Source organism: Saccharophagus sp. K07, from assembly GCF_014336955.1.
Taxonomy (GTDB): Bacteria; Pseudomonadota; Gammaproteobacteria; order Pseudomonadales; family Cellvibrionaceae; genus UBA5868.
This window is the reverse complement of record NZ_QRAI01000001.1, coordinates 560,925-584,715: the sequence shown is the minus strand read 5'-3', so window position 1 is coordinate 584,715 and position 23,791 is coordinate 560,925. Positions and strand designations below refer to the sequence as shown.

General features: G+C 49.6%; 26 protein-coding genes. 11 read left to right on the top strand and 15 right to left on the bottom strand.

All coding sequences use genetic code 11. The annotated features are described in order from the left end of the window. Positions 1-11 precede the first annotated feature (11 nt). From DWB84_RS02435 to DWB84_RS02420, 4 genes are all read right to left on the bottom strand, one after another. Positions 12-1,139, bottom strand: a complete 1,128-nt coding sequence (locus DWB84_RS02435; RefSeq protein ID WP_187408163.1) for an efflux RND transporter periplasmic adaptor subunit — start codon at positions 1,137-1,139, stop codon at positions 12-14. Between the two features lie 516 nt (positions 1,140-1,655). Then, a complete protein-coding gene (locus DWB84_RS02430) occupies positions 1,656-2,246 on the bottom strand; it encodes a ferritin-like domain-containing protein (protein ID WP_187408162.1) in 591 nt (196 codons plus the stop codon). Further along, positions 2,240-2,437 (bottom strand): hypothetical protein, encoded by a 198-nt coding sequence (locus DWB84_RS02425; protein ID WP_187408161.1) that lies wholly within the window; start codon positions 2,435-2,437, stop codon positions 2,240-2,242. Before DWB84_RS02425 ends, DWB84_RS02430 begins: the two co-directional genes overlap by 7 nt. Before the next feature lie 3 nt (positions 2,438-2,440). Further along, positions 2,441-2,785, bottom strand: coding sequence for a hypothetical protein (locus tag DWB84_RS02420; protein WP_187408160.1), 345 nt, complete (start codon positions 2,783-2,785; stop codon positions 2,441-2,443). 97 nt (positions 2,786-2,882) lie between these two features. Between DWB84_RS02420 and DWB84_RS02415 the strand changes: the two genes are divergently transcribed. From DWB84_RS02415 to DWB84_RS02390, 6 genes are all read left to right on the top strand, one after another. Then, positions 2,883-3,632 (top strand): AI-2E family transporter, encoded by a 750-nt coding sequence (locus tag DWB84_RS02415; RefSeq protein ID WP_187408159.1) that lies wholly within the window; start codon positions 2,883-2,885, stop codon positions 3,630-3,632. After that, a complete protein-coding gene (locus DWB84_RS02410) occupies positions 3,620-4,342 on the top strand; it encodes an AI-2E family transporter (protein WP_187408158.1) in 723 nt (240 codons plus the stop codon). The genes DWB84_RS02415 and DWB84_RS02410 overlap by 13 nt, the downstream gene beginning before the upstream one ends. A 146-nt stretch (positions 4,343-4,488) precedes the next feature. Continuing rightward, positions 4,489-4,845, top strand: a complete 357-nt coding sequence (locus DWB84_RS18795; protein WP_222867987.1) for a hypothetical protein — start codon at positions 4,489-4,491, stop codon at positions 4,843-4,845. A gap of 117 nt (positions 4,846-4,962) precedes the next feature. Next, positions 4,963-5,358 carry a hypothetical protein gene (locus tag DWB84_RS02400; RefSeq protein WP_187408157.1) on the top strand — a complete coding sequence of 132 codons (396 nt, stop codon included), beginning with the start codon at positions 4,963-4,965 and terminating at the stop codon, positions 5,356-5,358. 624 nt (positions 5,359-5,982) lie between these two features. Further along, complete coding sequence (locus DWB84_RS02395; RefSeq protein ID WP_187408156.1) at positions 5,983-7,320, top strand: sigma-54 dependent transcriptional regulator; 1,338 nt, start codon at positions 5,983-5,985, stop codon at positions 7,318-7,320. Positions 7,321-7,403: 83 nt separating this feature from the next. Then, positions 7,404-7,640 carry a histidine kinase gene (locus DWB84_RS02390; protein ID WP_187408155.1) on the top strand — a complete coding sequence of 79 codons (237 nt, stop codon included), beginning with the start codon at positions 7,404-7,406 and terminating at the stop codon, positions 7,638-7,640. Between the two features lie 134 nt (positions 7,641-7,774). Here the strand turns inward: DWB84_RS02390 and DWB84_RS02385 are convergent, their stop codons facing one another. Beyond that, positions 7,775-8,452 carry a 3'-5' exoribonuclease gene (locus DWB84_RS02385; protein ID WP_187408154.1) on the bottom strand — a complete coding sequence of 226 codons (678 nt, stop codon included), beginning with the start codon at positions 8,450-8,452 and terminating at the stop codon, positions 7,775-7,777. Between the two features lie 270 nt (positions 8,453-8,722). Here DWB84_RS02385 and DWB84_RS02380 point away from each other — a divergent pair, with 270 nt between their 5' ends. Then, positions 8,723-8,905 (top strand): hypothetical protein, encoded by a 183-nt coding sequence (locus tag DWB84_RS02380; RefSeq protein WP_187408153.1) that lies wholly within the window; start codon positions 8,723-8,725, stop codon positions 8,903-8,905. A 67-nt stretch (positions 8,906-8,972) separates the two neighbouring features. Here DWB84_RS02380 and DWB84_RS02375 read toward each other — a convergent pair whose 3' ends face one another. The 4 genes from DWB84_RS02375 to DWB84_RS02360 form a co-directional block, all read right to left on the bottom strand. Further along, positions 8,973-9,416 (bottom strand): MgtC/SapB family protein, encoded by a 444-nt coding sequence (locus tag DWB84_RS02375; protein WP_187408152.1) that lies wholly within the window; start codon positions 9,414-9,416, stop codon positions 8,973-8,975. A gap of 27 nt (positions 9,417-9,443) precedes the next feature. Continuing rightward, on the bottom strand, positions 9,444-9,917 hold the full coding sequence (locus tag DWB84_RS02370; protein ID WP_187408151.1) for a hypothetical protein: 474 nt from the start codon (positions 9,915-9,917) through the stop codon (positions 9,444-9,446). 260 nt (positions 9,918-10,177) lie between these two features. Beyond that, positions 10,178-11,962, bottom strand: a complete 1,785-nt coding sequence (locus DWB84_RS02365) for a DEAD/DEAH box helicase (protein ID WP_187408150.1) — start codon at positions 11,960-11,962, stop codon at positions 10,178-10,180. A 119-nt stretch (positions 11,963-12,081) separates the two neighbouring features. After that, complete coding sequence (locus DWB84_RS02360; protein ID WP_187408149.1) at positions 12,082-12,738, bottom strand: 2OG-Fe(II) oxygenase; 657 nt, start codon at positions 12,736-12,738, stop codon at positions 12,082-12,084. A 119-nt stretch (positions 12,739-12,857) separates the two neighbouring features. Between DWB84_RS02360 and DWB84_RS02355 the strand changes: the two genes are divergently transcribed. Then, positions 12,858-15,656: an EAL domain-containing protein gene (locus tag DWB84_RS02355; protein WP_187408148.1), complete on the top strand. Its 2,799-nt coding sequence runs from the start codon at positions 12,858-12,860 to the stop codon at positions 15,654-15,656. Between the two features lie 40 nt (positions 15,657-15,696). Here the strand turns inward: DWB84_RS02355 and DWB84_RS02350 are convergent, their stop codons facing one another. From DWB84_RS02350 to DWB84_RS02340, 3 genes are all read right to left on the bottom strand, one after another. Then, a complete protein-coding gene (locus DWB84_RS02350; RefSeq protein WP_187408147.1) occupies positions 15,697-17,658 on the bottom strand; it encodes a bifunctional diguanylate cyclase/phosphodiesterase in 1,962 nt (653 codons plus the stop codon). Then, complete coding sequence (locus tag DWB84_RS02345; RefSeq protein WP_187408146.1) at positions 17,651-17,929, bottom strand: hypothetical protein; 279 nt, start codon at positions 17,927-17,929, stop codon at positions 17,651-17,653. The genes DWB84_RS02350 and DWB84_RS02345 overlap by 8 nt, the downstream gene beginning before the upstream one ends. A gap of 274 nt (positions 17,930-18,203) precedes the next feature. Continuing rightward, positions 18,204-18,980: a ferredoxin--NADP reductase gene (locus tag DWB84_RS02340; RefSeq protein WP_187408145.1), complete on the bottom strand. Its 777-nt coding sequence runs from the start codon at positions 18,978-18,980 to the stop codon at positions 18,204-18,206. Between the two features lie 194 nt (positions 18,981-19,174). Here DWB84_RS02340 and DWB84_RS02335 point away from each other — a divergent pair, with 194 nt between their 5' ends. Both DWB84_RS02335 and ald read left to right on the top strand, forming a co-directional pair. Then, positions 19,175-20,062 (top strand): LysR family transcriptional regulator, encoded by an 888-nt coding sequence (locus tag DWB84_RS02335; RefSeq protein WP_187408144.1) that lies wholly within the window; start codon positions 19,175-19,177, stop codon positions 20,060-20,062. Positions 20,063-20,077: 15 nt separating this feature from the next. Continuing rightward, positions 20,078-21,187, top strand: coding sequence for an alanine dehydrogenase (ald, locus tag DWB84_RS02330; protein ID WP_187408143.1), 1,110 nt, complete (start codon positions 20,078-20,080; stop codon positions 21,185-21,187). Positions 21,188-21,217: 30 nt separating this feature from the next. On the opposite strand, the gene DWB84_RS02325 is transcribed toward ald, so the two are convergent. Continuing rightward, entirely contained in the window at positions 21,218-21,601 is a 384-nt protein-coding gene (locus tag DWB84_RS02325) for a helix-turn-helix domain-containing protein (protein WP_187408142.1), read from the bottom strand. A 204-nt stretch (positions 21,602-21,805) separates the two neighbouring features. Between DWB84_RS02325 and DWB84_RS02320 the strand changes: the two genes are divergently transcribed. Continuing rightward, on the top strand, positions 21,806-22,039 hold the full coding sequence (locus tag DWB84_RS02320; RefSeq protein WP_187408141.1) for a hypothetical protein: 234 nt from the start codon (positions 21,806-21,808) through the stop codon (positions 22,037-22,039). Positions 22,040-22,073: 34 nt separating this feature from the next. On the opposite strand, the gene DWB84_RS02315 is transcribed toward DWB84_RS02320, so the two are convergent. Both DWB84_RS02315 and DWB84_RS02310 read right to left on the bottom strand, forming a co-directional pair. Next, the gene (locus DWB84_RS02315; protein ID WP_187408140.1) at positions 22,074-23,027 is read right to left on the bottom strand and encodes a glycine zipper 2TM domain-containing protein; all 954 of its coding nucleotides are present in this window, start codon (positions 23,025-23,027) and stop codon (positions 22,074-22,076) included. A 120-nt stretch (positions 23,028-23,147) separates the two neighbouring features. Beyond that, positions 23,148-23,783, bottom strand: coding sequence for a Crp/Fnr family transcriptional regulator (locus DWB84_RS02310; RefSeq protein WP_187408139.1), 636 nt, complete (start codon positions 23,781-23,783; stop codon positions 23,148-23,150). Between the last annotated feature and the right edge of the window lie 8 nt (positions 23,784-23,791).

The window sequence follows — 23,791 nt, the reverse complement described above, 5'->3', positions numbered from 1 at the left end:
CGCCATAGGTATCAGGTGTCCTTGGGAGAAGGGTTCAAAGAGAACGCGGGTTTAACATCGTTGTTGACCGTCACAGGCGCGCCATTTTGCAATTTAAAACCGCCCGAAATGACCACGGTATCATCGACATTGATTCCTTTGGTCACGACGACAAAATCGCCCTGGGTTCGACCCAATTGCACAAACTGCTGACGCGCTATCAGTTGAATTTCGCCGGCCTCATTGGTCTGCTCTTCCACTACGAAGACCGAGTCACCGTAAGTCGCATAAGACACAGCTGTAATAGGAACAGCGACAACGGGCTCTGTTTCGGGAAGAACCACTTCCACATTGCTAAACATGCCGGGAAGAAGCTTGCGATTGGGATTTTCCACCGTCGCCTGAACACGCACGTTACGCGTCGCGGGGTCTACCTCCGGATCAATGGTGGTGATGACGCCCTCGTAAATCTGGCCGGGCACCGCGTCCGTGGTCATGCGTACTGGCAAGCCTGGAGCCAAAAACGCCAAGCTCTGCTGCGGCAGCGAAAAATTCAGGAACATGGTATCAACCGCTTGCAACGATACGATCGGCGTACCGCTCGCCAGATCTTGGCCCAAGTTGACCAGACGAATACCCAGGCGGCCGCTGAAAGGCGCTTTTACCGTCTTTTTCTCTATAGCGGCGCGAAATGTATCGGCCTGAGCAAGCGCTTCCTTGTAGCGCGCTTCCGCCGTATCCAGATCCGCTTTGGATGAAGCGCGCTTGTTATACAGCTCGCGCACGCGTTCAACATTCAAGCGCGCCAATTCCACATTGGCTTCCGCCGCTCGAAGTTGCGTGGTTTCCGATGAAATATCCTGTTGAATCAACGGAGTGCCTTTTTCCACCTGTGCCCCAGGCGTAAAAAATATGTCCGTGATCCGCCCGGGAATGTCAGCGGAAATCACAACCCCTTGTGTTGCTTCCAAAGAGCCAATGGCTTTCAGAGTAATTTCCCAACTTTGCTGTTCAACTTTATGCGTAGCGACAGCGGCTGGCGGCGGCACCATAGTGGCTGCCGCAGCAAAAAGATCTTTGAATTGAATTGCTTTAATACCTCCAAGAAGGCCTATTAATGCAAATAAGGAAAAAACGGTGAAGATGATATTTTTAACCATGGTACGTCTACCGAAACGATGAAGATCCAATCCAGCGGAACACCGCGAACGTTAATTACTTGTCGAATGAGAACAAGAAAAAAAGACACGTCAGATGGAAAAAAACCAAATGACGATTCAAGAACCTGCCAGTGAGATGGCAATGGTAAGTTATTGGTCCCTTACAAAGATGAAAAAAAATGTAATCCTCTACAAATTCGTGCCAAGAGGGGTGTCTTCCGACCTGCGAATTGCTGGGCTTTCGACTGGCAACTTCCGCCACACGCCAACCTGTTCAAGAAAGCAGCGCGCAAACGGCACGCGGAAGTGCGAAAAAATATAACCCCTTAATCATGGTGGGGCAAGACACAAACCGACAAGTTTGTATCTTACAAGCATGAGGCGCATGTTTAATCTCAAATAACCCTACCTAGGGTATGGGAAAGGAAAGGCGGAGAGGCAAACGGCATCCTCTTATAATCAATAAACAGGTGCGTTAAAAACTTCTGTTCTATTAAGGATGCCCGTTTGCGGCCTTTAACTCGCTGCCCGCATGGTTGCGACACGAGCAGGTGGGGTTATACGCAACGCCTGGATACGCGCCATTAACTGGGTGGCGTGCTCTTCTTTCTGCTCGACGATCCGCTCAAGCAAGGTGCGTGTAATCAAGTCGCGCCGTCCGATAAACCGGATCATTTCGTTGAAAATATCAACCACAATCCGCCCGGCAATCAGATCTTCATTCAAAGTATCCAAAGGACTGCCGGAGCTGGTGTAATCGCTGTAGCCTCTCTGCCCGAGTATTGCCGGATTAAAATCCGCATGCCCGCCCAATTGCGTAATTCGCTCCGCAATCTGATCCACGTGTTTTTGATCCTGGTTGGCGTACTCCATGTACTCCGCATCCGCGAGTTTTACATCTTCGTCAGGGCTGGGAAAACCATGGCTCGCGTAATAATGCGCCTTGTTACGCAGTACGCAGATCAGCTCAGTTGCCAGAGCTTCATTTAGTAAGTCAATCAGTGTCTGCGGATTTTCCTGCCCGTGAGAAGCCGAGCAACTGACCATATATTTACGCGCTTGCGCGCGCCTCGAACACATATCATCTATAAAGGTGGTATTCAGCACTTAACACCTCCAAATCCTGTTATCGCCCTATGGCGTGCAAAAAAGAAAACCCAAATAAGAGCCAATACGGATTGCTCACGATCCTCACTCACATTGCGCTTGCGCACAATATTCTCTGCGAGTGTGTTGTGCACTTCCGTTTCTACATTACCGTTAAGGTCCCACGGCACTGTTAATTCGACCGCTTTCATCCCCTAATACCTTTGTCCGCCAAAGCCGTCGTTGGTCATCGAAAATGTGCAAAAAACATTACTTCCCGCCATTAATAAACGATTATCGACCAACGCTATCCACTCAATTCCTTTTACAACATTTCCTCTTTCAACATCCGACCAAGCATTTTTGGTGGTTTCCTTGATGGCCAATTCTATCGCTTTAGTATGCTCCGCTGGCCGCTCAGCTTCCGCTTCAAACTCTGTATTAGCATCGCTGTTGGATCGAGCTGAAACAAGCAAAGCCCCAGGTTGAGCATCCGCTTGCGAGTTCAGTATCAAAACAGACAGCATTAAAGAAATGAACATGAATCTTATAGTTTTCATATGGCCTACCCATGTCCCATCTACTTGCCAGCCATTTTCCGCTAGCTAATTAATCACGTTATTATTCGTGATGAGGCTTAGATAGACAGCAGCATCCATGCCAAAAGAAAATCAAAGAAAATCAATTACAACTGTAAAGCAATGCAAATCGCGCGGAATATTTTTCAGATTGGTTAGGCATTTTTGCAAAACTATTCGTGCCGCGCACCTGCGAATCGCACCGCGACATGCATTGATCACATGGCACAGATTCCGCAGAGGCGATTTTAACCCGCAATCTTGCGGAACTGCCTTCAGCGAGCGATTTAGATTTATGGACCAAGCTGTTCTTAAAAAGAATCCAGCATTACAAAATAATGCTGCTACACCAACGCAGCCAGATGTTGCTACAACACCAAAAGCGCAAGAGCGCCTCCCTGAAGCGGAAGAAAACGCAATTCAGGAAGAATCGGAGTTAACTAAGCCTCCTATCGCTCCGCTGTCGTTAAGAATTCTTACATTAGTAATCGTTGTCACCATCATTTATCTGGCGAAAATGATTTTGTTACCAATTCTGGTAGCTGGATTTATCGCGCTGTTTGCTTCTCCACTGGTTCGCTCGCTGGAAACCTTCCACATTCCCAAACCTGCAGCCAGCCTTCTTTTAGAAGCGGTGCTACTAGGAGCTTTTATCTATATTGCTGTACTGCTGTTCAACCCGGCGCTCCGCTGGCTGGAAGCTGCGCCAGTGATAGGTAGCCGCATCGCCGACAGGGTCTATGCGCTTTCCAGCAGTTTGGGTATAGGGCCAGAACTACAGATACATCCGCCATCGAACAAGCCATGGATTCCACTGTGGTTACCCTAGCTTCATTATTCGCGCAGACGACTATCATTTTTCTTATTCAATCCATCGCCGTCATTATCATGATTTATTTTTTTCTGGTTTATGGCGATGACTTGATGCGCAATATTGTCCGCTCCCAGGAAACTTTTGCGGATAAGAAATTGACCGTAGTAATGTTCCAAGTCATCCGCGACGATGTATCCATGTATATCCTGTGGGTTTCTCTCATCAATGTGGGGCTCGGTATCTGCACCGCATTAGCACTCTCACTATTTGGCGTTAAAGACGCACTTCTATGGGGAGCTCTGGCGACTATTTTAAATTATGCCCCTTATGTGGGGCCTTTGATTCTTTTAGTAATTTTGACTGCTGTGGGATTTTCCGAAGGCGACTCGGTTTTGAGCATGATTACACCCGCATCTGTATTTATGGTGTTAAATGTTATAGAGAGTCAATTTGTCACCCCGACGGTGTTAGGAAAGCGATTTAATATCAACCCGCTTCTCGTGGTACTGTGGATGTTTATTTGGGGATGGCTGTGGGGAGTTGGCGGCATGTTACTTGCCATCCCACTGCTGATGTGCATCAAGCTCGCTTTATATCATCTGCGACTCATCGGAAATTGGGTAGAAGTGTTTAATGGATGCCCCCAAGACGAAACCAACCTAGCCTGTAAAAAGAATCGATGGCTTGCAAAACTTACAAAGTTTTGGCCACAAAATAGCGCTTGATACTCGATTTACGCGCCTGTTTGCGAATTGTCGGGATAAGCCGGGCATATTTTAATGGCACGCTATTTGTTAACAACAATATTCACATACCTGCACGTCGTCTGTGCAGATTAATTCGATAACGTTCCTATAAAAAGGTACTGCTTATGAACACACAACAACCGACCACTCCTCCACGCCCTCAATTTGAGGCAGAAAAAACCAACGGTAGCAATCAAGAGCGTTTTCGATCAGCTGAATATGGTACTAGCAATTCTGCAGAGCAAGCTGCTCGAATTGGAGAAGCCCTAGAGCAACTCAAAAAAGCATCTACCAGCATTTATGACGCACTTGCCAGCTTCGGCGTAGCCTCTGGAGATATCGCCAAACTGAAACTGAATGAAGGCAAACGTATTGCGTGGGATCTGGAGCACAAAGCGGAAAATAAAGTTGCGGAAAAGCCCTTGTTATACGTGGGTGCCGCATTCGCTCTGGGATGGCTTTTGTCACGCGTCAGCCGTTAATTCCGCACACCATCTAAGCGAGATTATTTAATGGTGAATGGCTCAACGGAAACACCGCATAGTCACACGGACGAATCTCTGTCTGGCAGCAGCACTGCTGCGCCAGACGAACACAACATGCAAAACAATAGTCCTGAGGAGAATGCAAAACCATCACTGTTTACCATAGCCACTGATGCGCTCACTGTCGCCCGCAGTTTTATGGACCTAGCCCTTATGGAAGTCGGCTTGGCAGCCCAAGCGATACCCAGACTTATAGGCGTAGCAATAATAGGGATATTTTTGGCATTGTTTGCTTGGTTATCCCTTTCCGTTTTTATCGGCTGGCTCGCTTATTACTTTTTCGGCTCAATTGGCTGGGGAATTGGAGGGTTTTTCATTTTGCAAATCTTTGCATTATTTGCCTGCAAAATTGTGAGCGATATGTATGTACGGCGCCTAACATTACCTCACACGCGCTCGTTTATTAAAAATACCGGGGAACGCCTCTATGACGCTATCAACCGAGATTGAGCAACTGAATGCGCAGCTTCTCATTGATCGTGAACGATTAGTTTCCCATTGGAATCGGCATCCTCTTAGCCGATTCCGCCACAAAAAAATCATTTTTGTGGGAGCCTTTGCCGCAGTGATATGGCTATCACGTTACCCCACCTTCAGAAAAGCCTATTTATTGTCCAGCCTTGTCACCAAAACCCCTTTCCTTTAAAGTAACCAACGCCATTAGTCTTGCTAAGACGCTGATTTTTCTGCCACTACAGCATTAATACTCTCTTTAGTATCTAATATTTTCAGCTGACCTGCTGACTATGGTGATAGATTAAGGCATCAATGTTTTGAGGCCCGCACAGCATCTTTTCAGAACCCGCTTGTCACCTATTGCGCTTTTCCGTCGTTATAACCATTTTGAATTCTTTGGTTGTGATTGAATTTGACGAAAGCGCCCACAATAAGCGGAACAAAAATTTATAACGCGGGTATGAATAACCAGACGTTGGCAAAATGAAATATGCCTGGGCTTCATAACCGAAACAGAAACCTTAACAGCTCTTACGTGTGCTGCCGTATGTTTGGCATCGAAGTGCGCAAGTAAGCTAAAGGATAGATTTGGCTCGGGCAATTAAAGAGGAATGCTAGGTGGCGAATATTCTGCTAGTCGATGACGACACGAAGTTTCTGAACGCGACGACAGAACTGCTGAGAATGCTGGGTCATACGGTCCATGGCGCCAGCTCGGTTGGCGAAGCTAAATCTATGGCTGTGGCGAGCCGCTACACTCATGCGATTTTGGATCTTATCCTTCCGGATGGGAGCGGGCTTCATGTACTAGACGCACTAAATGCTGAACATCACAACCTACAGGTCGCCTTGGTAACAGGCCACGCATCGATCAAATCCTTCGTAATGAACCTGTACGGCCCCAATATTAAATATCTGATCAAGCCTATCGATCTCGAACAACTCAATGCGTTTCTCGCAACGAGTAGCGATGGTAGTTCAAGCAGAGAAAGCGGCATAAAGAAACATTTTGGACATCTGGTAGGCGAATCGCCTGTCATGCAAAAGCTCTATGAAATGATCGAGCGAGTCTCGCAGACTCAAGCCAATGTCATGCTAGTCGGCGAGAGTGGTGCCGGGAAAGAAGAAGTGGCCGCTTCGATTCACGTGGCTAGCCAAGTGCGTGGAAATTTTGTTCCCATCAACTGCGGCGCCTTTAGCACTGAACTGATCAACAGTGAGCTGTTCGGCCACGAAAAAGGCGCTTTTACCGGTGCGATTAGCCGCAAACCCGGCGTATTTGAGCTTGCCCAGGACGGTACATTATTTCTGGACGAAATCACCGAGATGCCGATTGATCTGCAACCCAATCTGCTGCGCGTACTTGAATCCCGAAAGGTCATTCGGCTTGGCGGGACGGCTCAATTAGATGTCAATTGCCGTGTTGTCTCCGCAACCAACCGGCCAGAACATGAAATTGCGCGAGATAAAAAGTTGCGCGAAGACTTGTACTTCCGCTTGGCCGTGTTCCCCATTCACATTCCTCCGCTGCGCACCCGCAGAGACGATATTCCTCTTCTTGTAGAACATTTTCTTACCGATCTGAATTTGCAATACAACGCAAAAATCGGCATTCGCGAGGAAGATCTCGAACGTCTTTGCCAATACGATTGGCCCGGCAACGTGCGCGAGTTGAGACACTGCCTGCATCGCGCTTACATCATGGCAGACCAGGCAACCGGAAAAATTCGTTTGCCGGAGCGTATTCAATCGCCGTTTTCACGAGTGGAGACGACACAAAGTAATGGCATACATTTTGGAAAGACTGTAGAGGATGTAGAAAGAGAGTTAATTCAGACAACGCTCGAACATTTGGATGGCGATAAGAAAAAAGCCGCAGAAATGCTGGGCATTAGTTTGAAGACTCTGTACAACCGATTGAACAGCTACACCGCCTCCAATTCTTATTCGGAATAACGCGAGAGAAGGGAGTTAATACTACTCCGGTATAAACCGGAGTAGCTAAATGTCATTTAACCGTCAGTGTTTACGGAGACCTCATGAAACGCTCCACCAGCGCCCTTATTCACGATGTGCGCAATCCGCTCAATACAATTTCGATCAATGCCGAGCTCGGCAAATTGACCTTGATGAAAAACGGCGACATCAATAAAGCCCTGCAAATCTTTGATGTCATTTTGGCGGAATGTCGGCTTTGCAGCAAAAAAATAACCGAATTAAAAGAGAGTCTTCAGGACGACTCCGCAAAAGACGTGTTAAAAGATGTAAAACCTTGACGATTGGAGCTAGAAATCTAGCTCAATGTATAAAACTGCAATTTTTATTGCGCCCTCCTTTGCAGCACTCCATCTGTTTCGCTTGTGTTACCAATTTTCAATAAAACCGAAGATTTTGCATGATTCACCACACGTCAGCCCGCCATGGTAAAGCGCCCTTGGTGCACAAAAGGCTGATCCTCTCCTATAAAACGCAACTCACGCAAAGTATTTTGAATCGCGATCGCGTCATTTAACGCCCTGTGTAGAGTTAAACCAAGACGTTTTGCCACATGCGGTTTAGTATGTTGGTAGCGCGCCTGCTGCTGATCATCCAATAAATATTCAATGGCTCTGCAACATGCCAAAGCGGGCATTCTTGCTGCAGTAAACAAGGCGTTGAACCATTGCGCATCATGAACCCAGCAATCGCTATACAGCGTAACGCCGTTGCATATAGCGTTGATATCGCGGCAAATTTCCTGCACAGGCCTCCCCTCTTTCAGCAGCAACAGCCGTGATATTCCATGGATGTCTTGCGCATCTTTGTCCCAGTGCAACCAGGTTGGTTCAGGTTTCACCAGAGATTGATAACGCGTGCCGTCCGGCAACACTATGCCAATTTCTATAGGGTAACTTTCCGCGCCAAATCCAGAGGCTTCGATATCAATTACCGCCACGTCTTTCATCGTTGCTTTTTTTAGAGGTTTCATAATTCTCACAATCAATCGTGTAAAGGTTGGGGACACAAGAGCAATTGACATGCCATTATTTGGCAACTGCGAATTATGCTGTACATCAAAGCAATTCTTTAGATCAGAAGACTTCACCACTTCGTCTCGCTTCTTATTATTAGCATTATCTTAAAAGCGAGCCATGTAAATTTTTAAGCTTCGGCTTGTAATTTCTGCAGAACAACAACTTTAAGTGTTTTTATTGTGTACTAAATAAATCCAAAGCGTTAGTTTTTTGTGAAATAAAACGCTGCACAGGCTACTTCCTTTCTTCCAACAAATCGTTGCCACTGGCAACGAAGAACAACTGGCACAAAAACCGCATTACTCGATCACCAACCAACAACTCAAAACCATTGGGAGAAGATTATGGCAAAGGCATACACATTGGCGTTAATGCTGGCTTTATTTGGGGCAACTTCTTTTTCTTTAGTCGGATGCGATCGAGATGGCCCCATGGAAAAAGCTGGCGAAAAAGTTGATCGCGCAGCGGAAAATACCGGGGATGCTATAGAAGACGCTTGCGAAAAAGCAACCGACGAGAACTGTTAATTAAAAGGATGACACAAAATGAGGAAAGGACGCCTCAATCCTTCAAGCCGGTTAAGCGCCTTGAATTTCAACCTTCATCCTTGCGTTTGAAATACGGAAAGAATTGAAAGATCAGGAAGCTAAATAACGACAAAGTAAGTGCAATTTCATAACGCTCATATGCTACCGAAATACCAATGGCCCCGGTTATCCAGATGCCCGCCGCCGTGGCAGTTCCGCCCACTCTTTTGGATTCTTTTACTATAGCCCCGCCGCCGATAAATCCTATACCGGTTATAACTCCGTACATTACCCGAGCTTCTGCCTCTGCGCCATCATACACATTCATCGCCACTAACATAAAAGCGCAAGAAGCGATAGCGACAAGCGGAAATGTCCGCAATCCAGCCCCACGCGCCTCCTTTGCTCCGTGCTCGCGATTGAGCGCAATGGGCAAAGCCAGTATGAAAGCGATTCCGAGCTGATAAAAATTGAAGATAATAAGATGAAAATCCAGATCAAATTCCGGCATGCCGGGCTCCGCTGGTTCTAAAAATCTTTATTGAACACCCGACGAAACCCGCGTTTCGCTCGCTCGAATCGCAGGTAATGGCAAAACTGCAGCAGCCACGCGAGCTTTTTTCTGTAAGTAAATATGCTTGGCCAAAGCCAACCTGGCGCAGCGTTTATACTCGTTGGGATTTATTGTATAGGCGATAAAATCTCCCACCCCTTGCATTAAGCCATTCTTCAGTTGGTAAATGCGCCAGGGAGTAATGCTATTGCGATTATCCACCAAAAAGTCCACATAGCGGCTGCTTAAATGCTGAATATCCAAGCAACGGAGATCGGCAACTTCATCTAGGCTAAGAATGTTTTGGAATTCAGATATAGCTTCCTGCCACTGTTGCAAGGTCTGTTTTTTTACCAGTCTTTCCTGCCAAACCACTTCCAGAAATCGAATAAAGTTGGTCAGCGAATACCGAGTCATTTTCCGCTTCATGTTCATAGCTCTCCCACCCCAATCACGCAATTGCCTCCTCGGCGACACCCATCTCCAACATCACCGCAATACACAAGCTCGGTATCAATGGACTCTGAGGTGGAAGAGCAACTTGTAAGCCAAACCCATAAAATTAACCAATACTGGTCAACCGAATGCGTCAGTAATCGCACTTCAACGCCAATAAAGAGAAAAAACGTGGTTATAAAAACTTGGAAGGTGTAAAAAAGAAAATGAAGGATGCAGGAATAGCAAGAGAATTGGCGGGTTATGCCCGCCAATGTTCTGAATTACTTTTTGCGCGAACCGCGCTCAAATTTTTTGTCGCGAGAGCCTTTATGGTCCGGCTTGGCACGCCGGCCGCGACCATTATCTTCCGCGGAATTGTCTGCTGACTTGCCGTACTTCTGCTCGCTGGCCAAGGAGATATTCAACTGCTTTTGGCAAACCCATGCCTTTTGCAGCACGCGGAAGATTTCTTTTGGCATTCCCTTTGGCAAATCGACAGTGCAATGGTCGTCGTGAATTTTTATATGGCCGATATATTCACTATCGATACCTGCTTCATTGGCAATGGCACCGACCAAATCACCCGGGCGCACGCCATCTCGACGGCCTACTTCTACCCGGTAGGTTTCCATATTCACATCCAACTCTTTTTGTTTTTTGCGTTTCTCCTTTTTATCCGGTCGGTCGCTGCGCTCATGTTTCTCTTTGCGTCCTTGCGACACAAAATCATTCGACGGCGTGGTGTCACGCTCTTTTAACAACAGCGGTTGATCGCCTTGATACAAGCAGGCAAGCGCAGCTGCAATGTCGATAGGATTTTGTTCGTTGTCGCGGCAAATGTCTTCGATCAGATTGCGGTAAAAATCCAGGTCTTCCTGTTGCAAGGCATCCTGAATTTTTTGTTTGAAACGAATAACGCGGTGTTCGTTGATATCCGCAGCAGATGGCAGGCGCATCGGCTGAATGGCTTGACCTGTGGCCTTTTCGATGGCGTGCAGCATGCGCACTTCGCGCTTGGCGACAAACAAAATCGCTTCGCCTGCGCGTCCGGCGCGACCAGTGCGGCCTATGCGGTGTACATAGGCTTCGGTGTCGTATGGAATATCGTAATTCAGTACGTGACTGATGCGGTCGACGTCCAATCCGCGCGCCGCCACGTCGGTAGCAACAAGAATGTCGATCTGGCCGTTTTTAAGTTTGTCGATGGTGCGCTCGCGCACGTTTTGCGGAATATCACCGTTGAGAGCGGCGGCACTGTAGCCGCGCGCTTCGAGTTTTTCCGCCAATTCCACAGTCGTGGTTTTGGTGCGCACGAAAATAATCATGGCATCAAAGGGTTCCACTTCCAGAATGCGCGTAATCGCATCCAGCTTATGCAGACCGCTTACCGGCCAATAACGCTGGCGAATGGTTTCCGCTGTAGTGGTTTTTACCTCGATCTTCACATGCTCAGGATTGTTGAGGTAGGTATTGGCCACCTTGGCAATTTCCCGCGGCATAGTGGCGGAAAAGAGCGCGATCTGACGGTCACTCGGCGCGTGACTGAGAATCCATTCCACGTCGTCGATAAATCCCATGCGCAACATTTCATCGGCTTCGTCCAGAACAAAATGTTTGATTTTGTCGAGTTTGAGGGTGCCTTTGCGCATATGGTCCATCACACGTCCCGGCGTGCCGACGACAACCTGAACTCCGCGCTTTAACGCCTGGATTTGTTTGTCATAGGCCTGACCGCCGTAGATCGGCAGTATGTGGAAACCCGGCAAAAAGTGCGCATAGCTCTGGAACGCTTCCGCTACCTGGATCGCCAATTCCCGCGTCGGCGCCAACACCAACGCCTGCGTATGTTTTTGCTTTAAGTCCAACTGTTGCAACACCGGCAACGCAAACGCCGCGGTTTTGCCCGTTCCGGTCTGTGCTTGCCCCAGTACATCGCGGCCTTTCAGCAGCGGGGGCATGGCCATCGCCTGAATCGGCGATGGAGATTCGTAACCAATCTGTTGCAGCGCCTGCAGCAATGGTTGAGAAAGCCCAAGTTGTTCGAAGGTAGGGCTGATTTGGGTCATGACGGAATCCTGTATAGAGGGGCAAAACTGATGGCCAAAAACTGATGGCATTGCATGCCGAAACAAAAGGCGCGGGATTATACAGGCAATGACAAGCCGTGTCCGTTTTTTAACCGCCTTTAACTCGGCGGATCGACGAGTGTGGTGCTGGAACCATTGATACGAAACCATCCCGCAACGCTCAAGCGCTGACTTTTCGCCGGCAAAACTTCATGCGGAAATTCTTCGCTAAGAAACAATACCAGAGTACCGAGCTCTGGCTTTACCTTGGTCAGGCATTCGTCCGCCCCAGGCCGATAGATCACCAGCTCACCCCCCTGCTCCTCTGACCATTCATCGTTCAGATATGTCACAAGGGATAGGCGACGATTGGATTGCCCGCGAAAGGCATCAAGATGGGTTTTATAAAAATCGCCCGGCTCGTAAACCGCCAGGTGGCTTTCAAATGAGAATAAGCCGAGATAGAGAGATCGATTGAGGTAACGTTGTAAAGAAGTGGTCCATGCAATCCAGGGTTCGGCAAAAGTATCCGTCTCCTCGATCCAGGAGATCTTGTCTCGCCGCAACATCTGATTCTGACTTTGCCCACTGCCGCGACCAACTCCTGCGGCGTAAAACCTTTCCCGTTCCCGTTGATGGAGGGTTTGCAGGCAATCGATCAGATGCCGCGGCAAACCCTTGGGCAAGACAATGTAACCCCACTGTTCCAAGCCCTCTGCGATGAGCGCAAACAGCGACTCCTCGTCAGCTTGGGCATGCAAAGCTTCAAGCACCATAAAAACCCTTGAAATGAATTAGATAACTGAGCCGGCCGGCATATGGCTGGCGCGCGATCATGCCAGTTCTCGCGCTCGCACCCTACAAAAAATTTCGTTTCGAAGATGAAAAATGACTAATGGATTCAGGTTTTCGCTACTGTCCATCGGGCGTCGAGGCGAAAGGCGGCATGATTGGCCGGTTTGAACTACCCTGTATGGAAACACCGCTCAACGGCCCGATTCAGCGATCTTTAATGACCGAAGCATCCCAACCTCAAGAGACATATAGCAATTCGTTACACAGTGCCTATATCCAACTGCTCAAAGAAGACAGTCTCTGGCAGGGGCGTATAGATGCAAGCCTTCGTCTCGTCCTGAATCATTGTGCTGAATCATTACGGGTCCGAAGGGTAGGCTTGTGGAGTTTCGACCACGGGTATGATCGCCTGTACTGCAAAATGTTGTGCGACAGCAATGTCTGTTCCCTCGATCCCGCACTGGAAATCTTCTGCAAGGATCACCCGGCGTATTTCAACTCCATTCTCAACGACCGAATTCTGGCCGCACACGACGCCTACAAGACGCCGGAAACGGCGACCTTTGGTCCGATCTATTTCCAACCTCTGGGAATCTCCAGTCTGCTGGATGCCACCCTGCGCCAAGCCGGCAAGACCATTGGCGTGCTGTGCATCGAACATGTAGGACCGGGCCGCACCTGGTCGCAGGCAGAACAAAGTTTTGCCGTCTCTATAGCCGACCTGCTCTCGCAACTGCTCGCCGTGCATGCGCTGTACCGCTCGGAGGAGCGCTATCGCAAGGTGTTCGACTCAACAACCGACGCCATCTTCCTGTTGCAGAACAATCGCATGATCGAATGCAACCAGGCGGCCTTGAAGTTGTACAGCTGCACTTTGGAGGAGTTCTCCCGCCATCCGCCCAAGCGCTTTTGGGCTGAATATCAAGCCGATGGGCAGCTGTCCGTGAGCAAGGTGCAGCAGTTCATGCAACCGGCGCTCAAGGACGGCATTCCCCAGTTGTTCGAATGGCGCCAACGCCGCTTCGACGGGACGGAATTTGACTCTGAAGTAAGCCTGACGCGCATTGAGCTGGATCAAACTCCCTATTTGGTCGCCTGCGTCAGAGACATCACCGAACGCAAACAAACCCAGGCCAAAATCCAGCACCTGCTCTCGCTGCAACAGGCCATTTTCGACGGCGCGGATTACAGCATTATCGCGACCGATCTGTCAGGCACGATCCTCAGTTTTAACCGCGGCGCCGAGCGCATGCTCGGCTACTCGGCCGATGAGGTCATAGGCAAATTGACCCCGCTGGCCTTTCACGACGAAGACGAACTTTACTGGCGCGCCATAGAACTCAATGATGAACTGCCCCATGCTGTCGAACCAGGGTTCGCCACTTTAACGGCATACCCCTCTGTCAATCGCACCGAAGAGCGAGAGTGGACCTATATCCGCAAAAACGGTGAGCGTGTACCCGTATTGTTATCCGTCACGGCCCTGCATCACGACAGCGATTCCGTATCCGGCTTTTTATGTATTGCCTCGGATATGACCGAACGCAAACGGGCCAATGAGCAATTGCTCAATTCAAAGCGCGAAATGGAATACCGCGCCAATCATGACGAACTGACCGGCTTGCCAAATCGCGCTCGCCTACACGATATGGCGCAAGGTGCCATAGTATCGGCGCAAGCCAACAATCAAAAACTGGCGATGATGCTGCTCGACCTGGACCGCTTTAAAGAGGTCAACGATACCCTCGGGCATGCGATGGGTGACAAACTGCTGCAAACCATCGCCCAGCAGCTAAATCAAATGTTGCGCGCCCGCGGCGCCCAGTTGTATCGCCTTGGCGGCGACGAATTTGCGGTGCTGGCTCCCAATGTTCTGGATGAGCAGGAAGCCATGAGCCTCGCCAATCGGATTCACTCCTGCCTGCGCAGTCCTACCCAGGTCGGTGACATCACCCTCGAGTTAGGCGGCAGTGTCGGCATCTCCTTTTTTCCACGGCATGGCGACAACAGTCACTCATTATTGCGCTGCGCCGACGTGGCCATGTACAAGGCCAAATCCGAATCCTCGAGCACGGTGATTTACGATCCCGAGCACGACGCTCACAACCCGCGCCGACTTGCCATGATGGGGGAATTGGGCACCGCCATCCGGCAAAACCAATTGGTTCTGCACTATCAACCGCGCATCGATATCACCAACAAACGCTGTCTCGGTTGCGAGGCTTTGGTGCGTTGGAATCACCCCCGTTTAGGCATGGTTCCCCCGAGTGAATTTATTCCCCTCGCGGAAATGAGCGATTTGATTCAGCCGCTCGGTTTATGGGTACTGGAAAACGCGCTCAAACAAATTCATCTGTGGCGAGAAGAAGGCCTGGATTTGGTCGTTTCCATTAACCTTTCCACCCGCAATCTGATGGACTCCGCATTTCCGAGCCATATCGAACGGCTTTTACAAAAATATGCCGTCCCGCCTCCATCATTGGAAATTGAAATTACCGAAAGCACATTGATTGGCGATCCAGAGCGGGCATTGAATGTCATCAATCGCATTCACAGCCTGGGAGTGCGTTTTGCCATAGATGATTTTGGTACAGGTTATTCATCGCTCGGTTATCTTAAACGTCTGCCAATTGATACCTTAAAAATCGACCGTTCATTTATTCGCGATATGTTGTCCGATGAGCAAGACGCGGTGATTGTGCAATCCACGCTTGGGCTTGCCCACTCATTTGGCCTGGAGGTAGTAGCGGAAGGCGTAGAAGATCAAAAAACGCTGGATGAATTGCAACGTTTAAATTGCGAGCAAGCGCAAGGGTTTTATATCAGCCGCCCGGTGCCAGCCGATGAATTTTTAGCTTGGCACGAGCGCTATAGCGATCCGCAAAATAACCTGGAATAAATGAAAGAAGAAAAATAAAACGATCGAGCAGCCGTCACTCTCAGTGTACATGACCACTCTGCAGATAAGCCTCCACAGATTCCACCGTCAGCGGCGGTGCATAATAAAAACCTTGAATATAATCGCACCCCTCGTTACCGAGTCGCTCCAGCTGTCCTTGTGTCTCAACCCCTTCGGCCAATACCTTCATATTCAAGCTGTGGCCGAGATTGATAACACTTCGCACTATCGCAGCATCAACCGGATCCGTTTCAATGCATTTGACAAAGGACTGGTCAATTTTGAGTTTGCCAACCGGAAATCGTTTTAGATAACTGAGCGACGAATAACCCGTTCCAAAGTCATCCAGCGAAATTGAAAAACCTTTTTCGCGCAACCGTCGCATAGTATTGATCGCACTATCTATATTGCGCATTACGGCGGATTCGGTAATCTCAAACTCGATGGTTTGCGGATCTATATTATGTTCCTGCATCAATTCGTGCAGAGACTCCACCAAATTCGGTTGATACAACTGAATCGTCGACAAATTAATTGCAATAGGCAGTCGCAAATTTTTCCAAGCAGCCGCTTGGCGCGATGCTTCTTTTACCACCCATTTACCCAAGGACGGCATCAAGCCCATATTTTCTGCGATGGGAATAAAAGCCGAAGGCGATAAAGGCACTTCATCAAACGCACTCCAGCGCAATAAAGCCTCCAGCCCTGCAACTGAAGAATCCCCCAAACAAATTTGCGGCTGATATTGCAAGGTAAAAGAATCCGACTCCAATGCGTTGCGCAATTTTTCCGCCACCCGGTGCTGCCAGCGTATCTTGTTGTGCATCGCGCGCGAATAAAAATGGTAACCATTGCGCCCACCTTGTTTCGCCGCGTAGAGCGCAAGATCAACGTTTTTCATCAGCTCGTCGAGATTCAAATCATCATCGGGAAATATGGTGATTCCGATGCTGGTGCGCACGCGAATTTCATTGCCAAATACATCAAAAGGTCGACCGACCAACGCCGCTAAAATGCGCTCTGCGATCAACGCTACCTCTTCAGGTCGGCCGATGCGTTCCAGCAGAATGACAAACTCATCGCCGCCGAGGCGCGCCAAGGTATCCGTCGATTTCACACAGCTGCGCAAACGCTCCGCCACTTCTCGCAAAAGCTGATCGCCGACAGGATGGCCATGGCTGTCATTGACCATTTTGAAATGATCCAGATCGAGCAACAGCAATGCACCGCGGCGTTGGTTGCGCTGCGCATCTGATAATGAGTGACTCAGGCGATCGCGCAGCAGGGCGCGATTGGCAAGCCCCGTCAACTCATCATGAGTTGCCATATGCTCCAGCTCTTTCTGAGCTACCAACTGGTCGGTCATATCCAGACCTATGCCCCAGTTAGCCCACCCGCTGATCGGGAATTTTTCGGAAATGTTGTACCAGGCTATCTGCCGTTCATAACGCTGCTTGCAGAGGAGTGGACGAATACGATGTCGGTAGCTGGCGCCGCGGTTGTGACATTCCTCGATCAACTGCTGCCGATACTCCGCATCCGGAAACAAGCGCAGCAATATATTGCTGTTGCTGAATACTTCTTCTTTGGAATACCCACTCACCTCTTCCGCGTGTCGGTTCCAGGCGAGAATACGTCCCTTGTCGTCATACGCATGCAAAATGACCGGCATGTTTTCCACCAGATCGCGCATTTGTTGGCGGCTTTTTTCCAGTTGTTTGCGCTGCGCGGCCTGCACCGCTGCATAAAAGAACATTCCCCACAATGCGGGCTGCAGGATTTGCAGATAATCACCGAGACCTTCTTGAACCAGGTCGCCGCCGGTAATTCCAACTCCGAACCAACTCGACAAACTCATACTGTTGATGACGGCCGTCGCACAACCAATGGCCCACATCAACCATTTTTCCGCAGTCGTCAGATGCTGGCGCCAGGACGTCAGTGCAAGCAAAACAGCGCCAAGCGAAGCGATTGCACCAATACCGTCTAACAGACTAATCATGTGCCCCAACCCGCCCGTTTTTTATTCCGAACCAACACCAGAGGAGCAAGAGCAGACCATTAGCGGCGTAGGCGATATGCTCCACCATATTAAAAAAGGTCGGCGCCATAAGGTGCTCCAGTGTAGTCGCACACCACCCAATCCAGATCGCAACATAGGCAGAGAACAACCAACCAGCGGCAGGTAAGCGTTTGAGTTCTTTGCGATAAAAAACGATAAAAAGTAGAACGACGGTACTCAGGAACAAGACAAACAACTCGTTTTCTTGCATAGATGTCTCCGCTGGAAGATCTCGATATGAATATGACAACTGGGCGCGCCCATTTCCTCGCTGGCGGATCGCAAGTGGCGCATCGTTATTATTGAGATTGCAAAATTGGAAAATCGCAAAATGGTAACAGGTTCACCATTTTACCCTCTTCTTAGAGGACGGCACCCTATATCAATACAAAAAATAAGTAAATGTTTACAAACATTTGAATGAGCGATGCACAAATAAAAAAGGGTCCTGAAGGACCCTTTCATTATGAATGGAAATGAGCAGATTATTGCTCTACAAACGCTCGTTCTATGACATAGTGACCGGACTCACCGTGACGCACTTCTTGGAAGCCACGCTGGTTCAATATCGCGCAAGTTTCCTTCAGCATAGAAGGACTTCCGCACAGCATAAAACGATCAGTCTCGGTGTTGATTTGCGGCAAACCTATATCGCTGGTCAATTTACCGGACACCAACAAATCGGTCAGGCGTCCCTGGTTGCGGAACGGCTCACGCGTTACGGTCGGGTAGTAAATCAGTTTTTCCCGCACTACCTCACCGAGAAATTCCTGTTGCGGTAATTCCTTCTCGATGAACTCCTGATACGCCAGATCGTTCACCTGTCGAACTCCGTGGGTCAGAATGATTTTGTCGTAGAGCTCGTAAATTTCCGGATCTTTGATGATGCTCAAAAACGGAGCCAGACCAGTTCCTGTGCTTAACAGGTAAAGATGTTTGCCAGGCAGCAGATGGTCCGGAACCAGAGTGCCGGTCGATTTGCTGTTTACCAAAACAGAATCACCCGGTTTGATTTTTTGCAGACGCGATGTCAGCGGGCCATCCTGCACTTTGATGCTGAAGAACTCCAAATGATCTTCATAATTCGCACTGGTAATGGAGTAGGCCCGCAACAAGGGGCGCCCGTTCTCCAGCGGCAGACCAATCATGGTGAAGTGCCCATTGCGAAACCGAAAACCGGAGTTCCGAGTCGTGCGGAAGGTAAATAGAGAATCGTTCCAATGATGTACGTCAATGACGGTTTCGGTCAGCAGATTGCTCATGGGTCGTCCAGGATAAACAGCGAGGAAGGGTAAATTTGTCGCTAGGCTAATGGACGTCTACTATATAGGTAAATCGGCTAATTCAAATATTTCAAATCGGCTGAACCAATAACTGCTGATTGACCTCAAACATTAGCAGGTTGCATTCACCCACCCCATAACAAGTTAGGACTTCAATTTTCTGGAGTGTTCCCATGCACTACACTCTGCGCCAACTCCAGGTCTTCCTCGCCGTTGCGCATTTCGAGAATGTCACTAAAGCCGCAGATTATCTTTCCATGTCCCAATCTGCATGCAGCGGTGCGCTTAAGGATTTGGAAACTCAATACGACGTCCAGTTGTTTGACCGCGTCGGCAAACGCCTGCAAACCAACGAACTCGGCCGTTTGCTGCGCCCCAAAGCGGAGGCCCTGCTGGCCATGGCGCAAGAACTGGAGATGGACCTCAAACGCCACAAAGAGGTAGGCAAAATCAAGGTTGGCGCCACCCTGACCATCGGCAACTACCTAGCCGTGCCCTTGATCAGCCAATTTATGCAGAGTCCGGGCGCGGGGGTAAGCTTGGTGGTTGCGAATACTCAAGCCATTGCGGAAAAACTGCTGAACTTCGATATAGATATAGGCATGATCGAAGGCGAATATCACCATGCGGAACTGGAGATCATCCCCTGGCGCGAAGATGAATTAGTGTGTTTCTGTTCGCCTCGGCATCCCCTGGCACAAAAACAAACCCTGACGGATCAAGACCTGATTTCCGCCAATTGGATTTTGCGGGAACCGGGCTCCGGCACCCGCCAAGCATTTGAGCGAGCAATGCGCGGCCTGCTTCCCCACCTGAATATTTTGTTGGAGTTGGAGCATACAGAAGGCATCAAGCGCGCGGTGGAAAGCGATTTGGGTATTTCCTGCTTGTCGCATATTTCTCTGAAAGACGCTTTCCACCGTGGCTCACTGGTGCCCCTGCCAGTTCCCTACCGGGATTTTCGCCGCATGTTCTACGCGGCATTACACAAACATAAATATCGCAGCGCTGGACTTTTGCGCTGGTTGGAACTCTGCGGAATTCGCTCGTTAACACCCTAAGCATTCGGGGGCTATATGCAGATTGGAGTACCCACTGAAATCAAACCACAAGAACACCGGGCAGGTTTGACGCCCGGCTGTGTCAGGGAACTGGTTCGAGCGGGGCATCAAGTAATTGTGCAAGCCGGAGCTGGTGCAGGTGCAGGATTTACGGATGAAGAATACGAACGTGCGGGAGGCCAGCTAGCCAATGATGCGGAAGAAGTATTTGCCCAGAGCACATTGATCATCAAAGTTAAGGAACCCCAGGCCGAGGAAATCCGCCGCCTGCGCCCGCATCATATTTTGTTTACCTACCTCCACCTAGCCCCTGATCCAGCCCAGGCCCGCAACCTACTCGCCAGCGGTGCCACCGCAATCGCCTACGAGACTGTCACAGATCCCAATGGCGGACTTCCTCTGCTGGCTCCAATGAGTGAAGTTGCAGGTCGGTTAGCGATTCAAGCGGCGGCCAAAAGCCTGGAAAAATCCGCTGGCGGTTCCGGAGTTTTACTCGGAGGTGTCCCCGGGGTAGAACCTGGAAAAGTGGTGGTGCTGGGCGGCGGGGTGGTCGGCATGAATGCGGCCCGAGTCGCCTTGGGTTTTGGAGCCAAGGTCACTGTATTGGATAAAGCGCTCGGACGGCTCCGACATATAGACGACGTCTTTCAAGGACGCGTAACCACCCTGTATTCCAATCTCGAAAACATAGAGCAAGCTTTGACAGGAGCGGATGCTCTTATAGGCGCAGTGTTGATACCCGGCGCCACGGCGCCCAAGCTGGTGACGCGCGATATGCTGAAACTGATGCGACCGGGCTCTGTGATGGTGGATGTCGCCATAGACCAAGGCGGCTGCTTTGCCACCAGCCAGCCGACCACTCACCAAAATTCCACTTATATAGTCGACGGCATAGTTCATTACTGCGTTTCCAATATGCCCGGCGCTGTCCCTCGCACCTCCACCATTGCGCTCACCAACGCTACCCTGCCCTACATACAGCTGTTAGCGAATGCTGGCGTTGATGCATGCCGCACACATCCCGGATTACTTAACGGAGTTAATGTGCTGAAAGGGAAAATCGTGCATAAAGCAGTAGCGGACGCGCTGGGAATCTCCTATTACGACCCACTATCACTCATTTAAAGATAGAAACCGCGGCACGCTGCGGTTTCGTCAAATCAAAAAGGCGTCTATCACACGCAGAACCGCTGCTCTCTGCTCGGCGTTCAACCGTGGCCATAACTGAGAGACGGACGCCAATCCTTCGCTGATTTGTGCTTTTTCGTAGGAAGCAGGCTCCTCCGCAAGATTGCGGACCTGAACACTTGGTGTGAAATCCTGATAGAACCAGGAAACGGGAACACCCAGGGCGCAGGCGATTCGATAAAGCTGCGTGGCGCTGAGCTTGTTGTGGCCATTTTCGTAGCGGGAGATTTGCTGCTGGGTAGATTCGATTGCCTCTGCTAGAGCCTGGGCACTAATACCTTCTCTCTGCCGCAATTTTTTTAGACGCTGACCTATATGGCGATCCAGCTCATCTACTAGGGGTTTGGCCATGCTGTGTTGGAAGACTCCACCTTAAAAGGGTAAATCGGCGCAATGAATGCGCTTGACAGCCATGTTAAACCGCCAGTAGCATCGCCTTGATTCGCACTTATGTAGTAAAAATTTTATTTAAACTCCTTTAAGGATATTTTAGACGCCAACTTCAAGGCGGCACTACACTTCCATGCGATCAAAGAGGGTATTGGAGGAGTTTCCATGGAGCCGAAATTTGCCACAGAAGATGACTGCGACAGCTTGTGGGCCATCAGCAAAGAAGGCACCTTGTGGCAAATCAACCCGACAAATTTGAAGGCGGAACCCGTGATGCACCTGCTGGACTTGTCGCCAGTTGCCCGCGTGCGGTTGCAAGCTTATATGGTGCAGCGATGGACGCAGAGCCCGCCGCCGGTGATGTCACCGGAGGTGGGCCTAACTGTTTGTGAAGAGTAGGAATTTGAAGAGCAAAGTTTGCAGAAACTGAGAGTTAGAGAGACACGCTTTCTTTGTCTTTCAAATCTGTATCAGCTATCACTTGGCCGTTTTTGACGTAGATAACTCTACCTTGCGGTTTTTCCGTCATACGCGCTTCAGCCACTTTATTTCCAAGCTTATAGGTTACTTGGTAAGCCACCACTTGGTTTTGTGACGCTTGAATTTCGGCCAAGCGTTTTGCATCCGTTACCACTTGCCCATCTTTCACCAACAGCAGGTCTCCGACTTTCGGCGCCTTGGGCATCAGGATGCTGCTTTCTGTCGCGCCGTATACATAGAAGACTTCATAGCTGGTAGGCGCTTTATTGCTGCTCAGACGTTTAATTTCAGCTTTATCGGTAACCACTTCCCCTCCCACAACAGGGAGCTCTTTGCCTGGATTGTAGCCCATGCGCACCAGCGCGGACTGTCCGTCAATTTGGTAGGTCACGTCGTAGCCGACAACTTTGTCTTGCCCAGGCTCTATCCAGCATTGACGTTCGGTTGTTTCGTAAGTTTGTTTGGCTTGGTGATTCGCCTGGACGTTTTTGCCGATAATCCCGCCGACCACGGCGCCGGCAACGGTCGCCACTTTTTTGCCGTTGCCACCGCCAACTTGATTACCCAGCACGCCGCCAATGACTGCTCCCGCAGCTGTGCCAGCAATCTGATTTTCATCTTTGACCGGCGCTTGGTGAGTTACCGTAACTGTTTCGCAGATTTCTTCATCCCTGCCTCGCTGAGTAACCGGCTGTACATCCACCACCGCGGCAAACCGAGGGCCATTTGGATCAGCCACTTCGATAATATTCACGACCTGAGCGTACTCCTGTTCCATCGCTGCCGTAATTGGCTTGATCGATACTATGTCAGCCGCCTTGGGTGACGAATCCTTCAAAGCCAACGCCCCGCCAGCCGTCGCCACCAACCCGCCTATACACAATCCGATAATGAGCTGTTTGTTCATAACCACCCTACAGGTTTCCAGTTGAAGTGCCCGTTTCCCGGGCGTTGAACCTAGAATGCAGTTATAAACCTTAACGAAAGCTGAGCGTAAAGACAGGTATTGAACACGAATGAATCAGTTTTACCAGTTTTTGGGGAATGACTTCACAATCCGAATCTGCTTCTGCTGGATTTCGATATAGCCGCCCAATACCAACTCCTTCATCACCCGACTCACCATTTCCCGCGAAGCGCCAACCATGTTGGCAATGTCCTGATGGGTCAGTTTGGGTGATATCTCCACCTCGGGATTACACAGCCGCTCCAGCGTATGGGCCACACGGCCATAAACATCCAATAACGCCATATCCTTTACGTTTTCGGTCAGAGAGCGAATGCGGTTTGCCAGCTCTACCATAAGCACTTCATATAGCTCGGGATACTCCTGCATAAATCCGCGGAAATTCTCCCGCGATATAGTTAACAGGTTGCTGTCTTCGACAGTGGTTGCGGACGCGGAGCGCGGCTTGCCATCTAACAACGACAATTCCCCAAAGTACTCTCCGGGACCGACATAATTAAGCACCAATTGGCGCCCCTCGTTGTCATCCGTATGAATGCAGACCAATCCCTTCTTGACTACAAACAATTGTGAATTGTCATCACCTTCGATAAAGAGGATGGTATTTTTGGGATATTTGCGTAGGCTCGAAATCTTTTCCAGCTTATACAGACACTCCGGCGGGATATTGGAGAACAGGCTAACTTTTTCAAGCATGGATGGAC